The sequence below is a fragment of the Curtobacterium sp. VKM Ac-2884 genome, assembly GCF_015350945.1.
Lineage (GTDB): Bacteria > Actinomycetota > Actinomycetes > Actinomycetales > Microbacteriaceae > Curtobacterium.
Window position 1 is genome coordinate 38090 of record NZ_JADKSA010000002.1, and the last position, 16521, is coordinate 54610.

At 64.6% G+C, this 16521-nt stretch carries 19 protein-coding genes and 1 tRNA gene; 11 read left to right on the forward strand and 9 right to left on the reverse strand.

From position 1 onward, the window contains the following. The first annotated feature begins 2 nt into the window (after positions 1 to 2). The 4 genes from ITJ60_RS04500 (at position 3) to ITJ60_RS04515 (ending at position 4740) form a co-directional block, all read left to right on the forward strand. The gene (locus ITJ60_RS04500; RefSeq protein WP_194647123.1) at positions 3 to 1484 is read left to right on the forward strand and encodes an O-antigen polymerase; all 1482 of its coding nucleotides are present in this window, start codon (positions 3 to 5) and stop codon (positions 1482 to 1484) included. Continuing rightward, entirely contained in the window at positions 1393 to 2409 is a 1017-nt protein-coding gene (locus ITJ60_RS04505; RefSeq protein WP_194647124.1) for a glycosyltransferase family 4 protein, read from the forward strand. Before ITJ60_RS04500 ends, ITJ60_RS04505 begins: the two co-directional genes overlap by 92 nt. 45 nt (positions 2410 to 2454) lie before the next feature. Further along, positions 2455 to 3876 (forward strand): polysaccharide biosynthesis tyrosine autokinase, encoded by a 1422-nt coding sequence (locus ITJ60_RS04510; RefSeq protein ID WP_194647125.1) that lies wholly within the window; start codon positions 2455 to 2457, stop codon positions 3874 to 3876. Between the two features lie 219 nt (positions 3877 to 4095). Beyond that, the gene (locus ITJ60_RS04515) at positions 4096 to 4740 is read left to right on the forward strand and encodes a GntR family transcriptional regulator (RefSeq protein WP_123310987.1); all 645 of its coding nucleotides are present in this window, start codon (positions 4096 to 4098) and stop codon (positions 4738 to 4740) included. Here the strand turns inward: ITJ60_RS04515 and ITJ60_RS04520 are convergent. From ITJ60_RS04520 to ITJ60_RS04540, 5 genes are all read right to left on the reverse strand, one after another. Beyond that, positions 4737 to 5333 (reverse strand): GntR family transcriptional regulator, encoded by a 597-nt coding sequence (locus ITJ60_RS04520; RefSeq protein ID WP_194647126.1) that lies wholly within the window; start codon positions 5331 to 5333, stop codon positions 4737 to 4739. The two genes, ITJ60_RS04515 and ITJ60_RS04520, sit on opposite strands and share 4 nt — an antisense overlap. Before the next feature lie 200 nt (positions 5334 to 5533). Then, positions 5534 to 6292, reverse strand: coding sequence for a tyrosine-protein phosphatase (locus ITJ60_RS04525; RefSeq protein ID WP_194647127.1), 759 nt, complete (start codon positions 6290 to 6292; stop codon positions 5534 to 5536). Positions 6293 to 6435: 143 nt separating this feature from the next. After that, positions 6436 to 6921, reverse strand: coding sequence for a nucleoside deaminase (locus tag ITJ60_RS04530; protein WP_194647128.1), 486 nt, complete (start codon positions 6919 to 6921; stop codon positions 6436 to 6438). A gap of 298 nt (positions 6922 to 7219) precedes the next feature. Next, a complete protein-coding gene (locus ITJ60_RS04535) occupies positions 7220 to 7597 on the reverse strand; it encodes a hypothetical protein (RefSeq protein ID WP_194647129.1) in 378 nt (125 codons plus the stop codon). Between the two features lie 15 nt (positions 7598 to 7612). Further along, a complete protein-coding gene (locus tag ITJ60_RS04540; RefSeq protein ID WP_194647130.1) occupies positions 7613 to 8077 on the reverse strand; it encodes a hypothetical protein in 465 nt (154 codons plus the stop codon). Positions 8078 to 8380: 303 nt separating this feature from the next. On the opposite strand from ITJ60_RS04540, the gene ITJ60_RS04545 reads away from it, so the two are divergent. Beyond that, positions 8381 to 8959 (forward strand): recombinase family protein, encoded by a 579-nt coding sequence (locus ITJ60_RS04545; RefSeq protein ID WP_194647584.1) that lies wholly within the window; start codon positions 8381 to 8383, stop codon positions 8957 to 8959. A 10-nt stretch (positions 8960 to 8969) separates the two neighbouring features. After that, positions 8970 to 10061 (forward strand): DDE-type integrase/transposase/recombinase, encoded by a 1092-nt coding sequence (locus ITJ60_RS04550; protein ID WP_194647131.1) that lies wholly within the window; start codon positions 8970 to 8972, stop codon positions 10059 to 10061. A 254-nt stretch (positions 10062 to 10315) separates the two neighbouring features. Here the strand turns inward: ITJ60_RS04550 and ITJ60_RS04555 are convergent. After that, a tRNA-Ser gene (locus ITJ60_RS04555) sits at positions 10316 to 10405 on the reverse strand. A gap of 143 nt (positions 10406 to 10548) precedes the next feature. Here ITJ60_RS04555 and ITJ60_RS04560 point away from each other — a divergent pair. Further along, on the forward strand, positions 10549 to 11514 hold the full coding sequence (locus tag ITJ60_RS04560) for an SGNH/GDSL hydrolase family protein (RefSeq protein ID WP_194647132.1): 966 nt from the start codon (positions 10549 to 10551) through the stop codon (positions 11512 to 11514). A 10-nt stretch (positions 11515 to 11524) separates the two neighbouring features. Then, entirely contained in the window at positions 11525 to 12886 is a 1362-nt protein-coding gene (gene radA / locus ITJ60_RS04565; protein WP_185021261.1) for a DNA repair protein RadA, read from the forward strand. 4 nt (positions 12887 to 12890) lie between these two features. Here radA and ITJ60_RS04570 read toward each other — a convergent pair whose 3' ends face one another. Then, a complete protein-coding gene (locus ITJ60_RS04570; RefSeq protein ID WP_131922013.1) occupies positions 12891 to 13274 on the reverse strand; it encodes an SseB family protein in 384 nt (127 codons plus the stop codon). A 281-nt stretch (positions 13275 to 13555) separates the two neighbouring features. Between ITJ60_RS04570 and ITJ60_RS04575 the strand changes: the two genes are divergently transcribed. Then, the gene (locus ITJ60_RS04575; RefSeq protein WP_017887662.1) at positions 13556 to 13765 is read left to right on the forward strand and encodes a cold-shock protein; all 210 of its coding nucleotides are present in this window, start codon (positions 13556 to 13558) and stop codon (positions 13763 to 13765) included. A 74-nt stretch (positions 13766 to 13839) separates the two neighbouring features. Then, positions 13840 to 14571 (forward strand): DUF3800 domain-containing protein, encoded by a 732-nt coding sequence (locus ITJ60_RS04580; RefSeq protein ID WP_123339190.1) that lies wholly within the window; start codon positions 13840 to 13842, stop codon positions 14569 to 14571. Between the two features lie 93 nt (positions 14572 to 14664). On the opposite strand, the gene ITJ60_RS04585 is transcribed toward ITJ60_RS04580, so the two are convergent. Beyond that, positions 14665 to 15333, reverse strand: a complete 669-nt coding sequence (locus ITJ60_RS04585; RefSeq protein ID WP_194647133.1) for a hypothetical protein — start codon at positions 15331 to 15333, stop codon at positions 14665 to 14667. A gap of 64 nt (positions 15334 to 15397) precedes the next feature. Next, a complete protein-coding gene (locus ITJ60_RS04590) occupies positions 15398 to 15940 on the reverse strand; it encodes an amino-acid N-acetyltransferase (RefSeq protein ID WP_194647134.1) in 543 nt (180 codons plus the stop codon). Between the two features lie 98 nt (positions 15941 to 16038). On the opposite strand from ITJ60_RS04590, the gene ITJ60_RS04595 reads away from it, so the two are divergent. After that, positions 16039 to 16491 carry an SRPBCC family protein gene (locus ITJ60_RS04595; RefSeq protein WP_123339192.1) on the forward strand — a complete coding sequence of 151 codons (453 nt, stop codon included), beginning with the start codon at positions 16039 to 16041 and terminating at the stop codon, positions 16489 to 16491. The last annotated feature ends 30 nt before the right edge of the window (positions 16492 to 16521 follow it).

Consider the following 16521-nt stretch of genomic DNA (forward strand, 5'->3'; position numbering starts at 1 on the left):
TCGTGATCGTGGCAGCGACGTCCGTGGCCGGGATGATCCTCGCGGCATTCGCTCCGGCGGTGGTCGGAGGCGACCGGGCAATTCTTACGCTGCCGACACTTTTTCAGAGTGCGCTTATCCTACTGTCGACAGTAACGTTGTTGACATTGCGAACCGGCCTTCGCGTCGACGCGCTCATGCTGTTCATCATGTGGGAGACGCTTCGTGGATGTGTCGCGCCGGTCATCTTGATGTACGTCGGACCAGCTGAATCCGGCTTCTACTATCGTCTGGGGACATGGGCAGACGCACGTTCCGTTTTGTTCCTCGGCAATCTGTTCTTCGTCGTCGTCGTGGTCGTTCGGGTCACCCTGGCTATGGTCGAACAGAGCCGCCGAAAAAGCCGCGCGGCAGTTTTGCCGGCGACATGCGACAAACTCACCCCGGGCGGAATACCCGCATCGGCTCTAATCCTCCTCGGTCTCATTGGGCTCACCCTTCGATTCCCGTCGGGTTCTGCCATCAGCGGGTTTCTGGCCGGCGACGTCGATGCACTCCAATCAAACGATGTCATTGCCGCTTCTGGACTCCTCCTCGCTTCGTTGTACCTGCGCCCGCTACTCGTTGTCGGCCTGGTCATGGTGATCTGGAAGCGGCACCAGGAGAAGCGGCGTATCTGGCCGATCGTGCCCGTACTGCTCATATCCGCCATCTTTGCCCTCGCGTCATACGGACTAAATCGCGGGACCGTGGCCTACGCAGCAATTGCGCTCGTACTCGTGTTCTTCGAACGCTCTACACGAACCATCCGACTTTCCGCCTCCCTTGGCGGGATTGCGCTCCTCGGTTCGTTCTTCGTCGTCGTCGGATCGTTGCGCTCATCGCTGTGGGTCGGTCGATCCGGGCTCGACTCCGCACCAATGGACGTTCCGTCAGTTCTGCGGTCAGTCCTCAGCTATGCAGGCTCCCCCCTGCAATTGAGTGCAATCATGCCAACCGTCGAGCAAGCGTCGCCGTTTGGCATACGGAGCTTCGCGCTGTCATTGCTCTCTCCCCTCCCGGGCGCGCCGGATGTGTCAAGGACTCAATCCGGCATGGCCATATACAATAATATTGCCTATCACAGCTATGTGGGCAAAGATCAGCTGCTCCCGACTTGGTTTGAGGGCTGGCTCTCGTTCGGCATCGTCGGCGTGGTGATTATCGCGATACTGACAAGCGTCACGTTTGCTGTGGCCGATGGTCTTCGCCGAAATCTTCGCACTCCGCTCGGGCTCTACGGTGCGACGATCCTCACAATCTGGATTGCGCAAGCCGGAGTTACCGGAACCAGCGTCATCGAACAGAACATCCTCAACTTCGCACTCCCCCCCCTGGTCCTGGCCGCCATTGGTCAGATTCGAAAGGCTCCCGATGAAACTCCTCATGCTTTCCGGAATCTTCAGCCAAAGCGACGAGTACCGCGCCACGCACATGGCCGAAACTCCGGACAGTCTCCTGGCTGATGGGTTGGCCGCGGCTGGCGTCGACGTAACCACCGCCGCTCCGTACTTTCGCGGCGATTGGAGCCGATACGACGTCGTGCACCTCAATCACCTCACAAACGCTTGCGTCCGAGCGCTCCTTCCCAACCGCGGCCCGTCGGGACGGACGAAGATCGTCTTCACGCATCACACCAGCGGGTGGAAACCGTGGAAGTTCCGAGTCGTCCGAAACCTTATTGAACGCCGCGCGGACAGCGTCGTCGTCTTCTCGGATGATGAGCGCCAAAGACTCGGCGGACGTGTCCCCGCCGGCAAGATCGACATCATCCCGTCTGGGCTCGCCGTCGAGCGTTTTGACGTCGCCCGACGCTCCCGCCCAGTAGGCGACGAGCCACTCGAGCTGCTGTACGTCGGACAGTTAGTCGAATTCAAGCGGCTGCATCTCGCGCTCGAGCTCATGCATCGCCTCCTGCGTGCAGGCCAGCCCGTTCGCCTCCGGATCATCTCGCATCGCGAGACGCTCCGCCCAGAGCTCATGGCCGAGGCAGCGCGGCTCGGGCTGACCGATCTGGTGGAGTACCTCGGCACACGGACCCGTGACCAGATCGGTCACGAAATGGCGAAGTCCCACTTCCTCGTCCTGCCCTCATACCGCGAAGCGCTCTCAACGGTGACCAGCGAGGCTGCCGTTACTGGCCTCCCCGTGCTGCTGTTCAACGTGAGCGGTTCTTCGGACCAGGTCCCGATCGGATGGGAGCGCCCGGACATCAGTGACACCGAACGCTTCTTCAACCTGGCACTCGAGCGCACCAGGAACTACCACAGCGCCGAGCAGCTCTGGGCCCAGAACGCAGCAACGGTGCGTGCCCATCTCTCCGTCGACCGCATGGTCGATCAGCACATCGACTTGTACCACCGGCTGACCATGAAACCTACTGGCGTATAGACAACATATCTGACATACTTTAGGTTCTTCAGTTGATTGGACACGATGGACATCGAACGGATCGCGCACCTCCTGCGCCGTGGGTGGATTGCAATGATGGTCGGCGCCCTGCTGGGCGCAGGCGCGGGCGCGGCGCTCGCCTACGCGGCAGTGCCGGAGTACCAGGCGAGCACACAGGTGTACGTGTCTGTCACCGGTGCCACTAACTCATCCGAGCTCGCGCAAGGTGGCACTGCCGCCGAGCAGAAGGTTCAATCGTTCGCGAATGTCGCTAAGAGTGCTCGAGTGCTGGAGCCAGTCATTCAGCAACTTGGACTTCACGAGTCAGCCATCGAGCTCGCGCGGCGCGTCAGCGCGCAGACGCCGATTGACAGCGTGATTGTGACGATCTCGGTCGTCGATCCTGACCCTGATCAGGCGGCACGGATCGCAAACAGCGTCGGGTCGAGCCTTTCAAAGGTCATCACCACAGAGCTGGAACAGCCAACCGCTGACGGCGTCAGCCCGTTCCGCATCGAAACCATCCAGCCTGCCATCGCGCCCACGCATCCGACCTCACCTCGAATGGCCGTCAATCTCGCCGGCGGGTTGGCGCTCGGGCTTGCTCTTGGCCTGGGGATCGCAGTGCTACGAGCTGCGCTGGACACGCGCCTGGACAGCCGCGCTGCCGTCGAATCTGTCATCGGGGCCCCTGCGATCGGGGAAATCGCCTTCGATAAGTCGGTCCGGGACCAGCCGTTGGTCGTACTGCACGACTCAATGAGCCCTCGAGCGGAAGCCTTCCGTCGGCTGCGGACGAACCTTCAATTTCTCGACGTGGGTGGGAGCCGCCGCAGCTTCGTGGTGACATCGTCTGTGCCCAGCGAGGGCAAGAGCACGACGGCCGCGAACATGGCGATCGCGCTCGCGGAGAGCGGCATGAAGATCGCGTTGGTCGACTGCGATCTCCGCCGGCCCCGCATTGCTGAAATCATGGGCCTTGAGGCCGCCGCGGGGCTCACCGATGTCCTCATCGGGCGGATGGAACTTGAGGACGCACTGCAGCCGTGGGGCAAAGGCGGACTTCAGGTCGTGCCCTCAGGTCAGGTTCCGCCGAACCCCACAGAGCTTCTTGGATCCGCCGCCATGGAGGCGGTACTCCGGGAACTTGAATCCCTCGTCGACGTTGTGATCATCGATGCACCGCCGCTACTGCCTGTCACCGACGCGGCGATTCTTGCCGGGATCAGCAGCGGCGCAATTGTAGTGGCCGCAATGAGGCGGACCACTCGGAAGCAGCTTGAGGGCGCGTCAGCTGCTCTCCGCGACGCCGGGACGAAGGCGCTCGGATCAATCATGACGATGGTGAGAGTCAGCCGCTCGGACGCCTATTCATACAACTACCGGTACCAGGGGACGCGGCGGCTGCACGTGGATCCGGTAGAGCCGCCCCTTGAGTCGGCAAGCCGGCCGAGCGGCTCCATCTAGGTGAGCCCGCGCCGAGCAGTGGCGTCGTGCGCTGACCCAATCATCCGCAAGCCCCCGCGGCCACCCGAGACACGGGCAAGAGATGTCGTCCAACCCAACACAAAGGCCTTGGTCGAGGACACGACGAAACCGTGAGCTACCAGTAAATACTACATTCAAACACCTGACACTCAATATCTGCCAGAATAGGCACCCGAGTCGAGGTTTTACCAGCTAGAGATGGAGACCAACTTGACGCAGAACGCACAGTCCTTGATGGATCGCCGCTTACTCTCCGATCAGGCGTACGACGTCCTCTTGAGTCGGATCCTGCAGGGGCAGATGGCGCCAGGACAACGCATTTTCGTCGACACCATCGCCGACGAGTTGGAGGTGTCGCGGACCCCCGTACGGGAAGCCGTGATGAGGCTTTCGTGGATGCGGCATGTGGTCGTCGAGCGCAACTCGCGAACAACGGTTGCTGAACGGCCGGAAAATGATATGCAGCAGCGTCTTGCGGTTGTGGGGCAACTCGCTGAGCTTATGGTGAACGACTCAGCGGTCTCTCTCGCTGAGCTCGCAGAGGCCTTCGACGGTGACGACGACATCGACACGTACCTGTCAGGAGTCGCGTGCCTGATCCGGGAAGCACCCAATCGCGCAGCTGCGAATGTGGCAGCTGATTACGTCGCGGAGCTGCAGCTGTACCTAACCGTGGTCGAGAGCGGAGAAACCCTTCCCCACTCTCGACCCGGCCGGGACGACTGGGACCCCTTCATCGCCTTCCGGTCGGCGTGCGCCACTGATGACCGGACTGCTGCGATCGCAGCGCTACATGAATGGTCCCGTTCACTCATCGCCCAGTTCGGCCCCGCTGAGAGTTAATCGTTTCTTGGCGACGTCCTATCCGCACCAGCTAAGGCTTCAGCGTGGGCAAGGATGTTGCCCCAGTTGATCTCAGAATCGTCATGCTGGAGGTGGAACTGGGCCTGACCGCGCACGCGTTGCTCCGCCTCCGCGATGAGCGGATTTTGCACCAGGGCCGCGAGGACTCCATACCGCTCGTTGAACTCGACCTGGGCCGTTCGGTCGTGCTCGCGCAACCGGGGCAGGAGCGACTCCATCGCCAGCCGGCCTTGGAGGAGCTCGTCAGCCGGGACGCGATCGAGGTGTTCAAGGACGAAGCGCCGAATCATGTGCATGTACTCCGCCGCGCGTGCATACGCCTCGGGCGACCGGAACGGGATCTGCGTGAATCGATTGGGTCGCATCTCGACAAGTCCATCGGCAGTGAGGCGACTCAGGGCCTCGCGGATGGGAGTGCGTGACACGTCGAGCCACTCAATGAGCGCCTCGTCACTCAGCCGCTCCCCGGCTTCGAGCTGGCCGCTGAGGATCTCCGCACGGATGCGCTCGTAGACGACATCTCGAAGCAGCTTTCGGGAAGGACTATCAGGTTTGGGCTTCGGCACAGGCATGCGCCCAATATACCAAATTGCTCACCGGTCAGCGCAGAAAGTTTCACACGTCAGCGCCAGAGTGCTGCTGCCACCGCCGCCGCCGCATGGCACCCAGCGGGGACCGACGTAACGCTTGGGTACGGCGCAACGCGTGGGTACGGTCGAGCCTGACTGCCGCTCGCTGAACATCGAACGCGACTCTATGTCAGCTGCATGCTCTAGCTCGCTTCATGGTCTTCGAGGAACTCGCCGCGCAGAATCGTCTGGACGCGGTGGCTGATTCCGATGTGTTCAAAGTACTGCGCCATGCTGCCATAGCGATCTGTGATGGTTTCGACCAGTCGTAGCATCACTGATGGCGGCGACATTGTAAAAATTCCGGTCGCTTCCGGGGGGATGGTCATGCCCAGTGATTCGAATCGTTCGACGACTGTCGCAATCCAGTCCGAGTTGAGCTGCGCTTCGCTCTCTGCATATCCTGCGATCACGTCGTTGAGCTGGATACCGAGAGCGAGCTGAAGGAGCGCTACGACGACCCCGGTGCGATCCTTGCCTGCGGTACAGACAAGCACGACGGGACTTTCAACACGGGTGAGGGTGTCGAACACTTCCCGCAGCCCGTCAGCGGCGTTTTCGACGATGTCTTCATAAAACCACTCAAGCGTGAGAAGCGGATCAGTGCTTTCGCGTACTGCTTTCGTGGCATTGCCGTCGAGGTCTACTACCAGGGGGACTCGCACCTCGGCGATTCCAAGACCGGCCAGATCATTTGCCCGCAGGGACATTTCCTCCGCGGTACGGAGATCGAGGACGGTGTATACGCCAAGGTCGTGCAGGTGCAAGCGTCCAGGAGCACCAATCTGGTCGAGCCCCGCCGATCGGTAGAGGCTGCCCGGCCGCAATCGTTGTCCATCTGCGGTGACGCCCGTTACCGCACGGAAGTTTACGAGCTCCCTGGGGATAGCCTGGTCAGTCACCTTGAGCCTCTTTCGAGTAGACACGGACAGAGATGTCCAACGTCGTCTAAATGTACGCTCAAATAATGGCGCGTGAGCGTGGAGTCTTGAACTGGTCGGGGGCAGCTCGCGGACGAGGCTACCTGCACTCTGTCCACGACAGGTTAATCGCGCCAGAATCCTTGATGCGGGGCGGCCGCCTCGCTTTCCAAGTGGGGACCGGACACAGTGATGTTACGGCCGCCATCGGCGAAGACAAGCCTGCAGGGATGCTTGAGGGTGGGGTTGTCCGGGTGATCGCCGGTCAGCTCGCGAAGGCCTGTCTCAGAAAGCCCGTAGACGACCGTACCGATGCCGGACCAGTAGATGGCACCAGAGCACATGGCGCATGGCTCGCACGACGTGACGAGTGTATATTCTTCAAGCTGATCGCGAGGAATTGTGCGCGACGCCTTGCTGACCAAGTTCGTTTCCGCGTGGTTTGTGGCATCGCTCTCCGTCGTGACGGAGTTTTCCGCCTCGAGGGCGACTGAGCCGTCGGGTGCGACGAGCACGGCACCAAATGGGTGATTGCCGTGAGCGCGAGCACTCCTTGCTACCTCGATAGCGCGTCGCAGGTGCTGTTCGTACTTCAGATGCTTAGTATCCATGATCTAATCATGGCATATTTTGCAGCCAAACGGTTGCCGCGGGCTGACTTCTGCTCTTCACCACGCGGGTTGGGCACTGGCCGCACACAGCACGCCTTCGCACCGCGGCTCCACTTGCCGTCCCACGTGCTCACCAGCGCGAGGGGACCTGCGGAAGATCGGGCGGATCGCCTTGATTGTGACTGGTCACATTGCGTTGCACGATTCTGGTCACGTTAGAGGACCCTGCTGGCCGGCGAGGGACTCGGAACGGCCGCAGCCCTCGATCCGTCCGGATCGAGGGCTGCGATGGTGGGGCCTACTGAGGTTGACATTCGGGGAGTAGCTCCCGAAACTTCCCCGCCTCGGCGTTGCGTCTGATTGCGCCGTCATAGTTCGACGCCGGGATGGCGCCGGCAGAGATTCTCGAACTCGAACCGATGGTCTTGGCGTTGGCACACACGGCGACGATCACACCCTCGTCATCCGGGTCTGCTCCGCTGATGAGGGTTCCCGGCTGGTGAAGCGTCTGTTCGCTGAGGTCGTACCAGGCGAAGGACGTTCCCGAGGGAACCGACTTGTCAAGCTTGGCGACGGTCTTGCCGATGAAGGTGCTTGGTGCAACGTCTGGCTGTGTGGCGCACCCGCTGATCGTCACCATTAGGGCAGCGGCGAACACAACGGCTGGCAGTCGCACGAGGGTCTCTCTTTCCTAGAGGTTACGGATGTCGCAGGACACGCGAGCGCTACCCGGGTTGAAAGCGTAGAGCCAGCCAGAGGTGTCGGTGACGTACTCCTTGCCGCCGCCGGTTATGTGCTTCTCGATCTTGTACTTGTACCGCACGCCCACCGGATACGCCACGAGCTGCTTACCCTTCGCCACCTTCTGCTTGCGGCAGGTGACCGATACGCTCTGGGTGGCGGATGCGCTGATCTTCAGCTGTCCCGCGGCCCACGCACGAGTCGCACCGAGGTCGAGGCCGATCGAACGGGTTGCAGCTTTCCCCTTGGTCAGTGAGCAATCCATAGCGACTGTCCGGGACCCACACGAAGCAAGTTTCTCTGTCCCGACGTAGCTCCCGGTCGACGACTTGCTGATGACCTTGTGGTAGTAACCCCAGGCGGCGCGCGTCTGCATCTCGTCACCCTGCATACCGGTGGTGGTGTCGGCGGCCATCGCCGGGGTACCGCCCGCTAGGGCGCCGGCTGCGATTGCACACGCGACAGCCGCAGCACCCACACGACGCTTCGTTGACCCGAACAGCTTCGTCGCTACTCCCCAAATGTGTCCGCCAGAATTCTGCATTAGGAGAGCATGGCAGTCTGCAACGACGGCCGCCAAAACGTGTGCGGGCGCTGTCTCGTGATAGATCGTTCACGAGACGCACGCTAGCCACGGCGCGGGATCGGCGCGCCGCTGTCTCGTGACCCGTGTCCGTAATCTATGTACCGAACCCGGCGTTCGCGTTACAGGTCGCTCATGGCATCGGTCGGATACGCGCGAGTCTCGACGCGCGAGCAGCACGCGGAGGGTCAAACCGATGTCCTCGACGCGGCCGGCTGCGAGAAGGTGTTCGTTGACCACGCTTCCGGGACGCTCGCGACGAGGCTGGCGCTGACCGAGGCGCTGGACTATCTCCGCCGTGGGGACACGCTCGTGGTGACCATGCTCGACCGGCTGGGCCGTTCGGTGAAGAACTTGAAGCAGATCGCCGACGAGTTCCACGACCGCGGCGTCGGGCTCCGCGCACTGTCGCAGGGCATCGACACCACCACACCGGGTGGGAGGCTATTTTTCCACATGCTCGCCGCGATCGCGGAGTTCGAGCACGACCTCATCTTCGAACGCACCCACGACGGTCTCGCTGCCGCCCGCGCCCGAGGACGCTCGGGCGGCCCGAAGTTCAAGATGACTGCGGTCAAGATTCGGCAAGCCCGAGCGATGTACAACGCCGGCGGGCACACAGTCCAGGAGATCGCTGACACGTTCGGTGTCTCCCGCCCCACTATCTACCGACACCTGCAAGGCGACGCCGCGGGAGCGACGTCACCGATGTAGAGAGCGCAGCATGGACGCGGAAGCGCGGTGGCGGATCCTCCGACTGCATGTCGAGGACCAGATTCCGCTCGCGGCCGTGGCCCGTGAGAGCGGAGTGCCGGCGCGAACGCTCGCCAGCTGGCTTGCTCGGTATCGGAAGGCCGGCGCTGCCGGCCTCGATGTCTCTTACCGGTCCGATATCGGCCAACGGCGTACGTCCCCGGAGCCGATCCGACTCGTCGAGGGGTTGGCGCTGTCGAGGTCGCGACCCTCGATCGCGACGTTGCACCGGCTAGTGACCGAGCGGGCGATCGGCCACGGTGTGCCCGCGCCTTCGTACTCGACAGTGCGGCGAATCGTCGGGGGGCTCGATCCCGCCATGGTCACGCTTGCAATCGACGGCCCGACGTCGTATCGGGACAAGCACGAGCTGGTGCTCCGACGCCGGGCAACACGTCCGAACCAGGTGTGGCAGGCAGACCACACCATGCTCGACATCATCATCGGCGGCGCCGACGGCAAGCCCGACCGTCCATGGCTAACCGTCATCCTCGACGACTACTCCCGCGCCATCTGCGGGTACATGGTCTTCTCCGGCGCACCATCGGCAATGAACACCGCGCTCGCGCTCCGGCAAGCGATCTGGCTCAAACCCGATCCGGCATGGGCGATGTGCGGTGTCCCCGACGTGCTGCACGTCGACCACGGCAGCGACTTCATCAGTCACCACCTCGAGCACGCCACCCGTGACCTGCACGTGCGGATCATCCACTCCACAGTCGGCCGCCCGCAGGGCCGCGGGAAAGTCGAACGGTTCTTCGGCACCATCAACACGGAACTGCTCGCCACCCTGCCCGGACATCTCGCCGCCGGCGCCGAGTCGGTCCCGACTCTGCGGCTACCGGAACTCGACCAAGCCGTCCGAGTGTTCATCGGCAGCTACAACGGCCGCTCTCACCGTGAGATCAAGACCAGCCCGCACGACGCGTGGATCGGTGACGGCTGGTTGCCCCGCTTACCGGACTCCCTCGAAGCCCTCGATGGTCTGCTACTGACAGTGCCGACCAGCCGGGTCGTGCAACGCGACGCCGTGCACTTCCTCTGCCACACATCTGTGCGCTGATCTAGACCTTCAGCGGCGCAACGCAGTTGCGAGGCCCGTTAGTGGGGACTGACGTGAAGGTTTGCGCTTCGCTGCGCACACTCGACGAGCAGGCGAGTGCGCCTAGGACACCGGGTCGGACGCACTCTGGCTCACCCCGCTGCCAAGGAGGAGGCAGGCACGACGCGGAGTCGTGCGCTCAGGAGAGTGCACCAGAGATGCACCAGGGACGCTCCTCGAAACAAGAAAACCCCCGTTTGAACGGGGGTTTTCTATGGCGGTACCGGTGGGATTTGAACCCACGGTGGAGTTGCCCCCACACATGTTTTCGAGACATGATCCTTCGGCCGCTCGGACACGGTACCGGGAAAGAGTTTACACGATCCGGGAGGCCCGTCACGCCACCCGACGTCGGCTCGCCCTCCACAGGCGGTCACCTGCACGGCTCTTCCCACACCCACAGGGCGCCCACGTCGTCGACTCGGCCTGCGGGCGTACCGTCCACGACATGAAGACCCGCACGCTCATCGCACTCCTGACGTCCGCCCTCGGTGGGGCCGGTGTCCTCGGGGCAGCCGCCGTCGGGGCCCGGGCCGGCGTCAAGGGCCAGCGGGCGGCCGCGCAACGGGTGGTCGACATGCTGCCGATCCACGCCGACTGGTGGCACGAGCGACAGCAGCACGAGGGGCAGCTCCTGTACGTGGCGATCGGCGACTCGGCGGCCCAGGGCGTCGGTGCAACGGTGCCGTCGCGCGGGTACGTGGGTCTGTTGGCGCGCCGGATCCGGCACCGTTCCCACGAGTCGGTGCGGGTCGTGAACCTGAGCGTCTCGGGCTCGACGACCTGGGGTGCCAAGCGCGACCAGTTGCCGAAGCTCCGGCAGTACACACCCGACATCTGCACGGTGTCGATCGGGGCGAACGACATCGCGGACTTCGACCCGGACAAGTTCGAGCGGAACATCCGGGCGATCTACGGCGCTGTGCCGTCGCACGCCGTGGTGGCCGAGCTGCCGTGCATGTTCGTGCCGGACCGTGAGCGCAAGGTGGCGGTGGCGAACGAGATCGTGCACCGGGTCGCCGCCGAGTTCGGGCTGACCGTGGCGCCGCTGCACACGATCACGAAGCGGGTCGGGATCCGCCGCACGTTCTTCAACAGCTACGGCGACCTGTTCCACCCGAACGACCGGGGGTACGAGGTCTGGGCGAGCGCGTTCGAGCCGGCGGTCGACGCCCGGGTGGACACGGTCGCGGCGATCCGGCACTACCTCTCCGCGCGTGAGGCGGAGAACCTCGGGCGTGAGGCCGGGGCGGTCGCGAACGCTCGTGCCGAGCAGGACACCGACGGCGCCGAGGCACTCGACCACGCCAACCGGCCGAGTCCCGTCGAGCGGTTGCGGAACCGGATGACGGGGTCGATCGCCCTGCCCGACGAGCCGGTGCACCGCTCCGGCGATGTCGGCGGCACGGCCTAGCCTCGACGACATGGCGCGCCCGCAGTCCCTCTACCGATGCACCGAGTGCGGCTGGACCAGTGTCAAGTGGGTCGGCCGGTGCGGCGAGTGCCAGACCTGGGGCACGGTCGAGGACTCCTCGGCGGTCTCGGCGAGTACTCGTGGCACCGCAGCTGTGGCCGTCACCGGTGCCCGAGCGGCGCGGCCCATCACCGAAGCCCGCGGCACGACGGTGCAGCGCTGGCAGACCGGCATCGGTGAGTTCGACCGCGTGCTCGGCGGCGGGGTCGTCCCCGGCGCTGCGGTCCTGCTGTCCGGCGAACCCGGCGTCGGCAAGTCGACACTGTTGCTCGAAGTCGCTTCGCGCGCCGCGGCGTCCGGCAAACGCGTCCTCTACGTCAGCGCGGAAGAGTCCGTCGACCAGGTCCGGCTCCGCGCCGAGCGCACCGGGGCGATGCACGACGACCTCTACCTGGCGAGCGAGGTCGACCTCGGCGTCATCATCGGCCAGATCGACCAGGTCAAGCCAGACCTGCTCATCGCCGACTCCGTCCAGACCATCTCGTCCAGCTCGATCGACGGCATCGCGGGTGGGACGTCCCAGGTGCGCGAGGTCGCCTCGACCCTGATCCGCATCGCGAAGGACCGCGCCCTCCCCGTCCTGATCGTCGGCCACGTCACGAAGGACGGCACGATCGCCGGGCCACGCCTGCTCGAGCACCTGGTCGACGTCGTCTGCCACTTCGAGGGCGACCGGCAGACCGCGCTCCGCTTCGTCCGGGCGCTGAAGAACCGCTTCGGCCCCACGGACGAGGTCGGGTGCTTCGACATGGGCGGCGACGGCATCCACGAGGTCCCCGACCCCAGCGGCCTCTTCATGTCCAAGAACGCGACCCCGGTGTCCGGCACGTGCGTGACCGTGGCGCTCGAGGGGCGCCGGGCACTCCCGGTGGAGGTCCAGGCGCTCATCGTCCCGAGCTCCGCGCCGCAGCCCCGTCGGGTCGTGAACGGCGTCGATGCCTCACGCGTGGCGATGCTGCTCGCGGTGCTCGAACGCCGAGCCGGCCTCAAGCTCTCCGATGCCGACGTCTACGTCTCGACGGTGGGCGGCATGAAGCTCACCGAACCCGGCGCCGACCTGGCGATCGCTCTGGCCCTGGCGAGTGCGGCACGTGACCGCCCGTACCCGCACACGCTCGCGGCCGTCGGTGAGATCAGCCTCGCCGGCGAGATCCGTCCGGCCACGGGCACGAAGCAGCGCGTGAACGAGGCGAGCCGACTCGGCTTCACGACCGTCCTCGGCGCCGACTCCGGGCACCTGCGCGAAGCACTGCGTGTGGCGTTCTCGATGACGCAGTCGGCTCGCGAGCGCGAGCTCGACCGCGCGTTCTGATCGCCTAAGCGCGTAATGCGGCCAGCAGGTCCCCCGGGGTCGCCTGCATGGTGTTCGGCCCGGCGATGTCGAAGAACACGCCCTCGAGCATGTCGAGGTGGGCGGCGAGGAACTCCTCGAGCCGCGGTCCGTCGTAGACCATGACCTGCCGGATCTTCTCGTCCGGCACCATCGCCGTGTAGGCGTCCGCCGACGAGAACAGCAGCAGGATGCGCTGTTCAGAGCCTTCGCGCCCGAAGACCCGCACCTGCATGTCCTTCTTGCCGGTCACGAGCCGGGGGACGATCACGATGTCGTTGCGCAGCGCGAACGCCACCGCAGCGACGTCCTGCTTCGCGAGGGCTTCCTCGAGTTGTTCGCTCCGGAAGCGCTGTTCCTTGTCTGCCATCTGAGCAATTCCACCAGATTTTCGTCGTTCAGTGACGCACGGGTAGCCAGTCGGCCCAGAGCACGCTAGCCTGATGGAACCGCTTCGGCGGCGCTCAACGTTCGAGCGAGGTGGTTTGCCCCTCAACTCGGACTACCAGGGTCACTGGCCATCAGGCCTGACCCCGAACCCGTCCCGCCGGCACCTGCCCGCGTGGCGCATCACCCCCGTCGACGTACGTCGGGGCTCCGCAGGTGCGATCGCACCATGGCGGAACGCAAGAAAGCTAAGGAAACGCCATCATGGCATCTACCGGTACCGTCAAGTGGTTCAACAACGAAAAGGGCTTCGGCTTCATCGCCCCGGACGACGGAAGCGCTGACGTCTTCGCGCACTTCTCCGCGATCGCCGGCAACGGCTACAAGTCGCTGGAGGAGAACCAGAAGGTGGAGTTCGACATCACCGAGGGCCGCAAGGGCCCGCAGGCGGAGAACATCACCGTCCTCGGCTGATCACATCAGCTTCGAACGGCCCCGTCGTCCTCTGGACGGCGGGGCCGTTTGCTGTCCACTGATATGTTGGACCGGTGCGCAGTGGATACATCGTCTACGTCGACGAAAGCGGAGATCACAGTCTCACGCGCATCAATCCGGACTACCCGATGTTCGTACTCGCGTTCTGCATCTTCCCCGTCGACGTCTACGTCGACCGGATCGTTCCGCTCGTCCAACGCCTCAAGTTCGACTTCTTCAACCACGACATGGTCGTCCTTCACGAGCGGGAGATGCGTCAGTCAGCTCCGCCGTTCGACATCCTCCTGAACGCCTCCGTCCGCAGCGATTTCATGGCAAGAGTCGACGCCGTGTTCGATGAGCGCTTCGGGGTGGTTGCATCCGCCATCCGGAAGCACGAGTTCGTCCGCCGGGTCGGGGAGGACACGAGTCCGTACCACGTCGCGCTCGAGTTCGGGCTCGAACGGGTCTTCTTGCAGCTCCAGGATCGAGGAGCGTCCCGGTGCGAGACGTTCGTGGTCTTCGAGAGCCGGGGCCGCTCCGAGGACCGGGAGCTGGAGGCCGAGTTCGACCGAATCATGAGCACCACGAAGATGCGTGGGATGGCCGAGACCTTCCGTTTCAAGATCGCGAGCAAGCAGACGAACAGTGCCGGGCTCCAGATCGCCGATCTCGTCGCTCGTCCGATCGGCACACATCTCCTCAAGCCCGAGCAGCCCAACCGCGCGTGGGACCGGATCCTCGAGCGCATGCCGAAGTCGCCGTCTGGTTCGGTGAAGGGCTGGGGCCTGAAGGTGTACCCGTGAAAGCGAGAACCCCCGGGGGTTCCGGGGGTTCGACGCCGATCGGGCATTCCCAATCCACTTGGATCGAGGCTACCAGCCCACGCGACGCCCGGGCTACTGCAGGATGAACTGCGCCGAGGCCTTCGACTCGAGGTTCCCCACTTCGACCTGCAGGTGGTAGCTCGCCCCGTCGGCGGAGACCGCCGGGCGGGACGCATCGCACGTCGTGGTGGACGACCGGGTGCGGTCCCAGGCGATCGCGGGCGTGGTCAGGGTCTGCCCGGACTTGATCGTGACGTCCTGGTTCGTGCCGCCGGTCTGGCAGTCCTTCGACGACCAGTACTGCTCCTCGCCCGAGCTGATCGTCAGCACCTGCTGCGCTGACCCGAGGTCGAGGTGGCACGAGTTCGTGCCGGTGTTCTTGATCGACATGGCGATCTTCGGGTCCTCGGTGGGGCCGTACGCGTCCTTGTCGAGCACGGGCGTCAGGACGACCTGGTCCTTGCTGCACGTCGATCCGTCGGCAGCGCCGGACCCAGAGGCCGACGCAGATGCCGACGCCGAACGGGACGGGGCAGCGGACGACGCACCACCGGCCGAAGCGGAAGCCGAAGCGGACGGCGAGGACGTGGGCGCTGCCGTCGGGGTCGACGCGCTCCCCCGTCCGACGACGATGAGCACGATCACCACGACGATGATCACGAGTGCGCCGAGCACGGCTGCACGACGGCGCCAGTACACGACCGGCTTCTCGGGCCCGACGGGGTGACGCAACGACGACATGCGCACAGGGTAGACAACCGCGGATGCCCGGTGCGGGACCCCCGCCGGGTGCCGCGCGAAAGCGTCAGAGGATCTTCAGCATGCGGGTGTTGCCGAGGGTGTTCGGCTTGACCCGGGCGAGGTCGAGGAACTCCGCGACCCCTTCGTCCGACGACCGCACCAGCTCGGCGTAGACCGCCGGTTCGACGACCTGCTCGCCGATCTCCAGGTAGCCGTGCTTCGCGAAGAAGTCGACCTCGAACGTCAGGCAGAAGATCCGCGCGACGCCGAGTTCGCGGCCGTCGTGTTCGAGCGCCTCGAGCATCCGGTGTCCGACGCGCTTGTGGATCCAGTCGGCGTCGAGGGCGAGCGTGCGCACCTCGGCGATGTCGTCCCAGAAGACGGCGAGGGCACCGCAGCCGATCGGGATGCCGTCGGGACCCTCGGCGATCCGGAACTGCTGGATCGAGCCGTACAGCGCGACGTTCTCCTTGCCGAGCAGGATGCGCCGGTCGACGTAGGGGGCGATGAGCCGCTGGATGTGCGGGACGTCCGAGGCGAGTGCCGGACGCACCAGGATCCCGTGCTCGTCACGTTCGTGGAACGCGTGCTTCCCGTGCTCTGTCATCCCGACAACCATAGCCGGGCGCGGACGAGCGGCACCCGACCGCTCCGGGGGACACCCCGCTGTGCTGCGCCCAGGCGTGGCCGCCTACCGTCCACTCCATGCCTCAGATCATCGAAACCGTCGACGTCAACGTCCCCGTCTCCGCAGCGTACGGTCAGTGGACCCGCTTCGAGGAGTTCCCGCACTTCCTCGACGAGGTCGAGAAGATCGTCCAGGTCGACGACAAGACCACCGACTGGACCGTGAAGGTCGCCGGCCAGGAGCGCGAGTTCCGCGCCGTCATCACCGAGCAGCACCCCGACGAGCGGGTCGCCTGGGCCGTCAAGGACGGCGAGACCGACCACGCCGGCGTCGTCACCTTCCACAAGCTGTCCGACAACGAGACGCGTGTGACCGCGCAGATCGACTGGGAGCCCTCCGGCTTCCTCGAGAAGCTCGGTGCAGCGGTCGGCGTCGGTGGCCACGCCATCAAGAAGGACCTGCAGAACTACAAGGAGCGCGTCGAGTCGGCTCCGACCGACACGGGCTGGCGCGGCGACGTGCAGGCGTGATCACGGCCTGACCCGTCCGCACGCGGACAG

Excerpts from the sequence above, each read along its gene's own strand:
- ITJ60_RS04585 (WP_194647133.1), bottom strand. The coding sequence starts at position 15,333 with ATGTCGTCGTTGCGTCACCCCGTCGGGCCCGAGAAGCCGGTCGTGTAC.
- ITJ60_RS04510 (WP_194647125.1), top strand. The coding sequence starts at position 2,455 with ATGGACATCGAACGGATCGCGCACCTCCTGCGCCGTGGGTGGATTGCA.
- ITJ60_RS04570 (WP_131922013.1), bottom strand. The coding sequence starts at position 13,274 with ATGGCAGACAAGGAACAGCGCTTCCGGAGCGAACAACTCGAGGAAGCC.
- ITJ60_RS04515 (WP_123310987.1), top strand. The coding sequence starts at position 4,096 with ATGGAGACCAACTTGACGCAGAACGCACAGTCCTTGATGGATCGCCGC.
- ITJ60_RS04575 (WP_017887662.1), top strand. The coding sequence starts at position 13,556 with ATGGCATCTACCGGTACCGTCAAGTGGTTCAACAACGAAAAGGGCTTC.
- ITJ60_RS04505 (WP_194647124.1), top strand. The coding sequence starts at position 1,393 with ATGAAACTCCTCATGCTTTCCGGAATCTTCAGCCAAAGCGACGAGTAC.
- ITJ60_RS04530 (WP_194647128.1), bottom strand. The coding sequence starts at position 6,921 with ATGGATACTAAGCATCTGAAGTACGAACAGCACCTGCGACGCGCTATC.
- ITJ60_RS04560 (WP_194647132.1), top strand. The coding sequence starts at position 10,549 with ATGAAGACCCGCACGCTCATCGCACTCCTGACGTCCGCCCTCGGTGGG.
- ITJ60_RS04545 (WP_194647584.1), top strand. The coding sequence starts at position 8,381 with ATGGCATCGGTCGGATACGCGCGAGTCTCGACGCGCGAGCAGCACGCG.
- ITJ60_RS04550 (WP_194647131.1), top strand. The coding sequence starts at position 8,970 with ATGGACGCGGAAGCGCGGTGGCGGATCCTCCGACTGCATGTCGAGGAC.
- ITJ60_RS04595 (WP_123339192.1), top strand. The coding sequence starts at position 16,039 with ATGCCTCAGATCATCGAAACCGTCGACGTCAACGTCCCCGTCTCCGCA.
- ITJ60_RS04540 (WP_194647130.1), bottom strand. The coding sequence starts at position 8,077 with ATGGCCGCCGACACCACCACCGGTATGCAGGGTGACGAGATGCAGACG.
- radA (WP_185021261.1), top strand. The coding sequence starts at position 11,525 with ATGGCGCGCCCGCAGTCCCTCTACCGATGCACCGAGTGCGGCTGGACC.
- ITJ60_RS04590 (WP_194647134.1), bottom strand. The coding sequence starts at position 15,940 with ATGACAGAGCACGGGAAGCACGCGTTCCACGAACGTGACGAGCACGGG.
- ITJ60_RS04520 (WP_194647126.1), bottom strand. The coding sequence starts at position 5,333 with ATGCCTGTGCCGAAGCCCAAACCTGATAGTCCTTCCCGAAAGCTGCTT.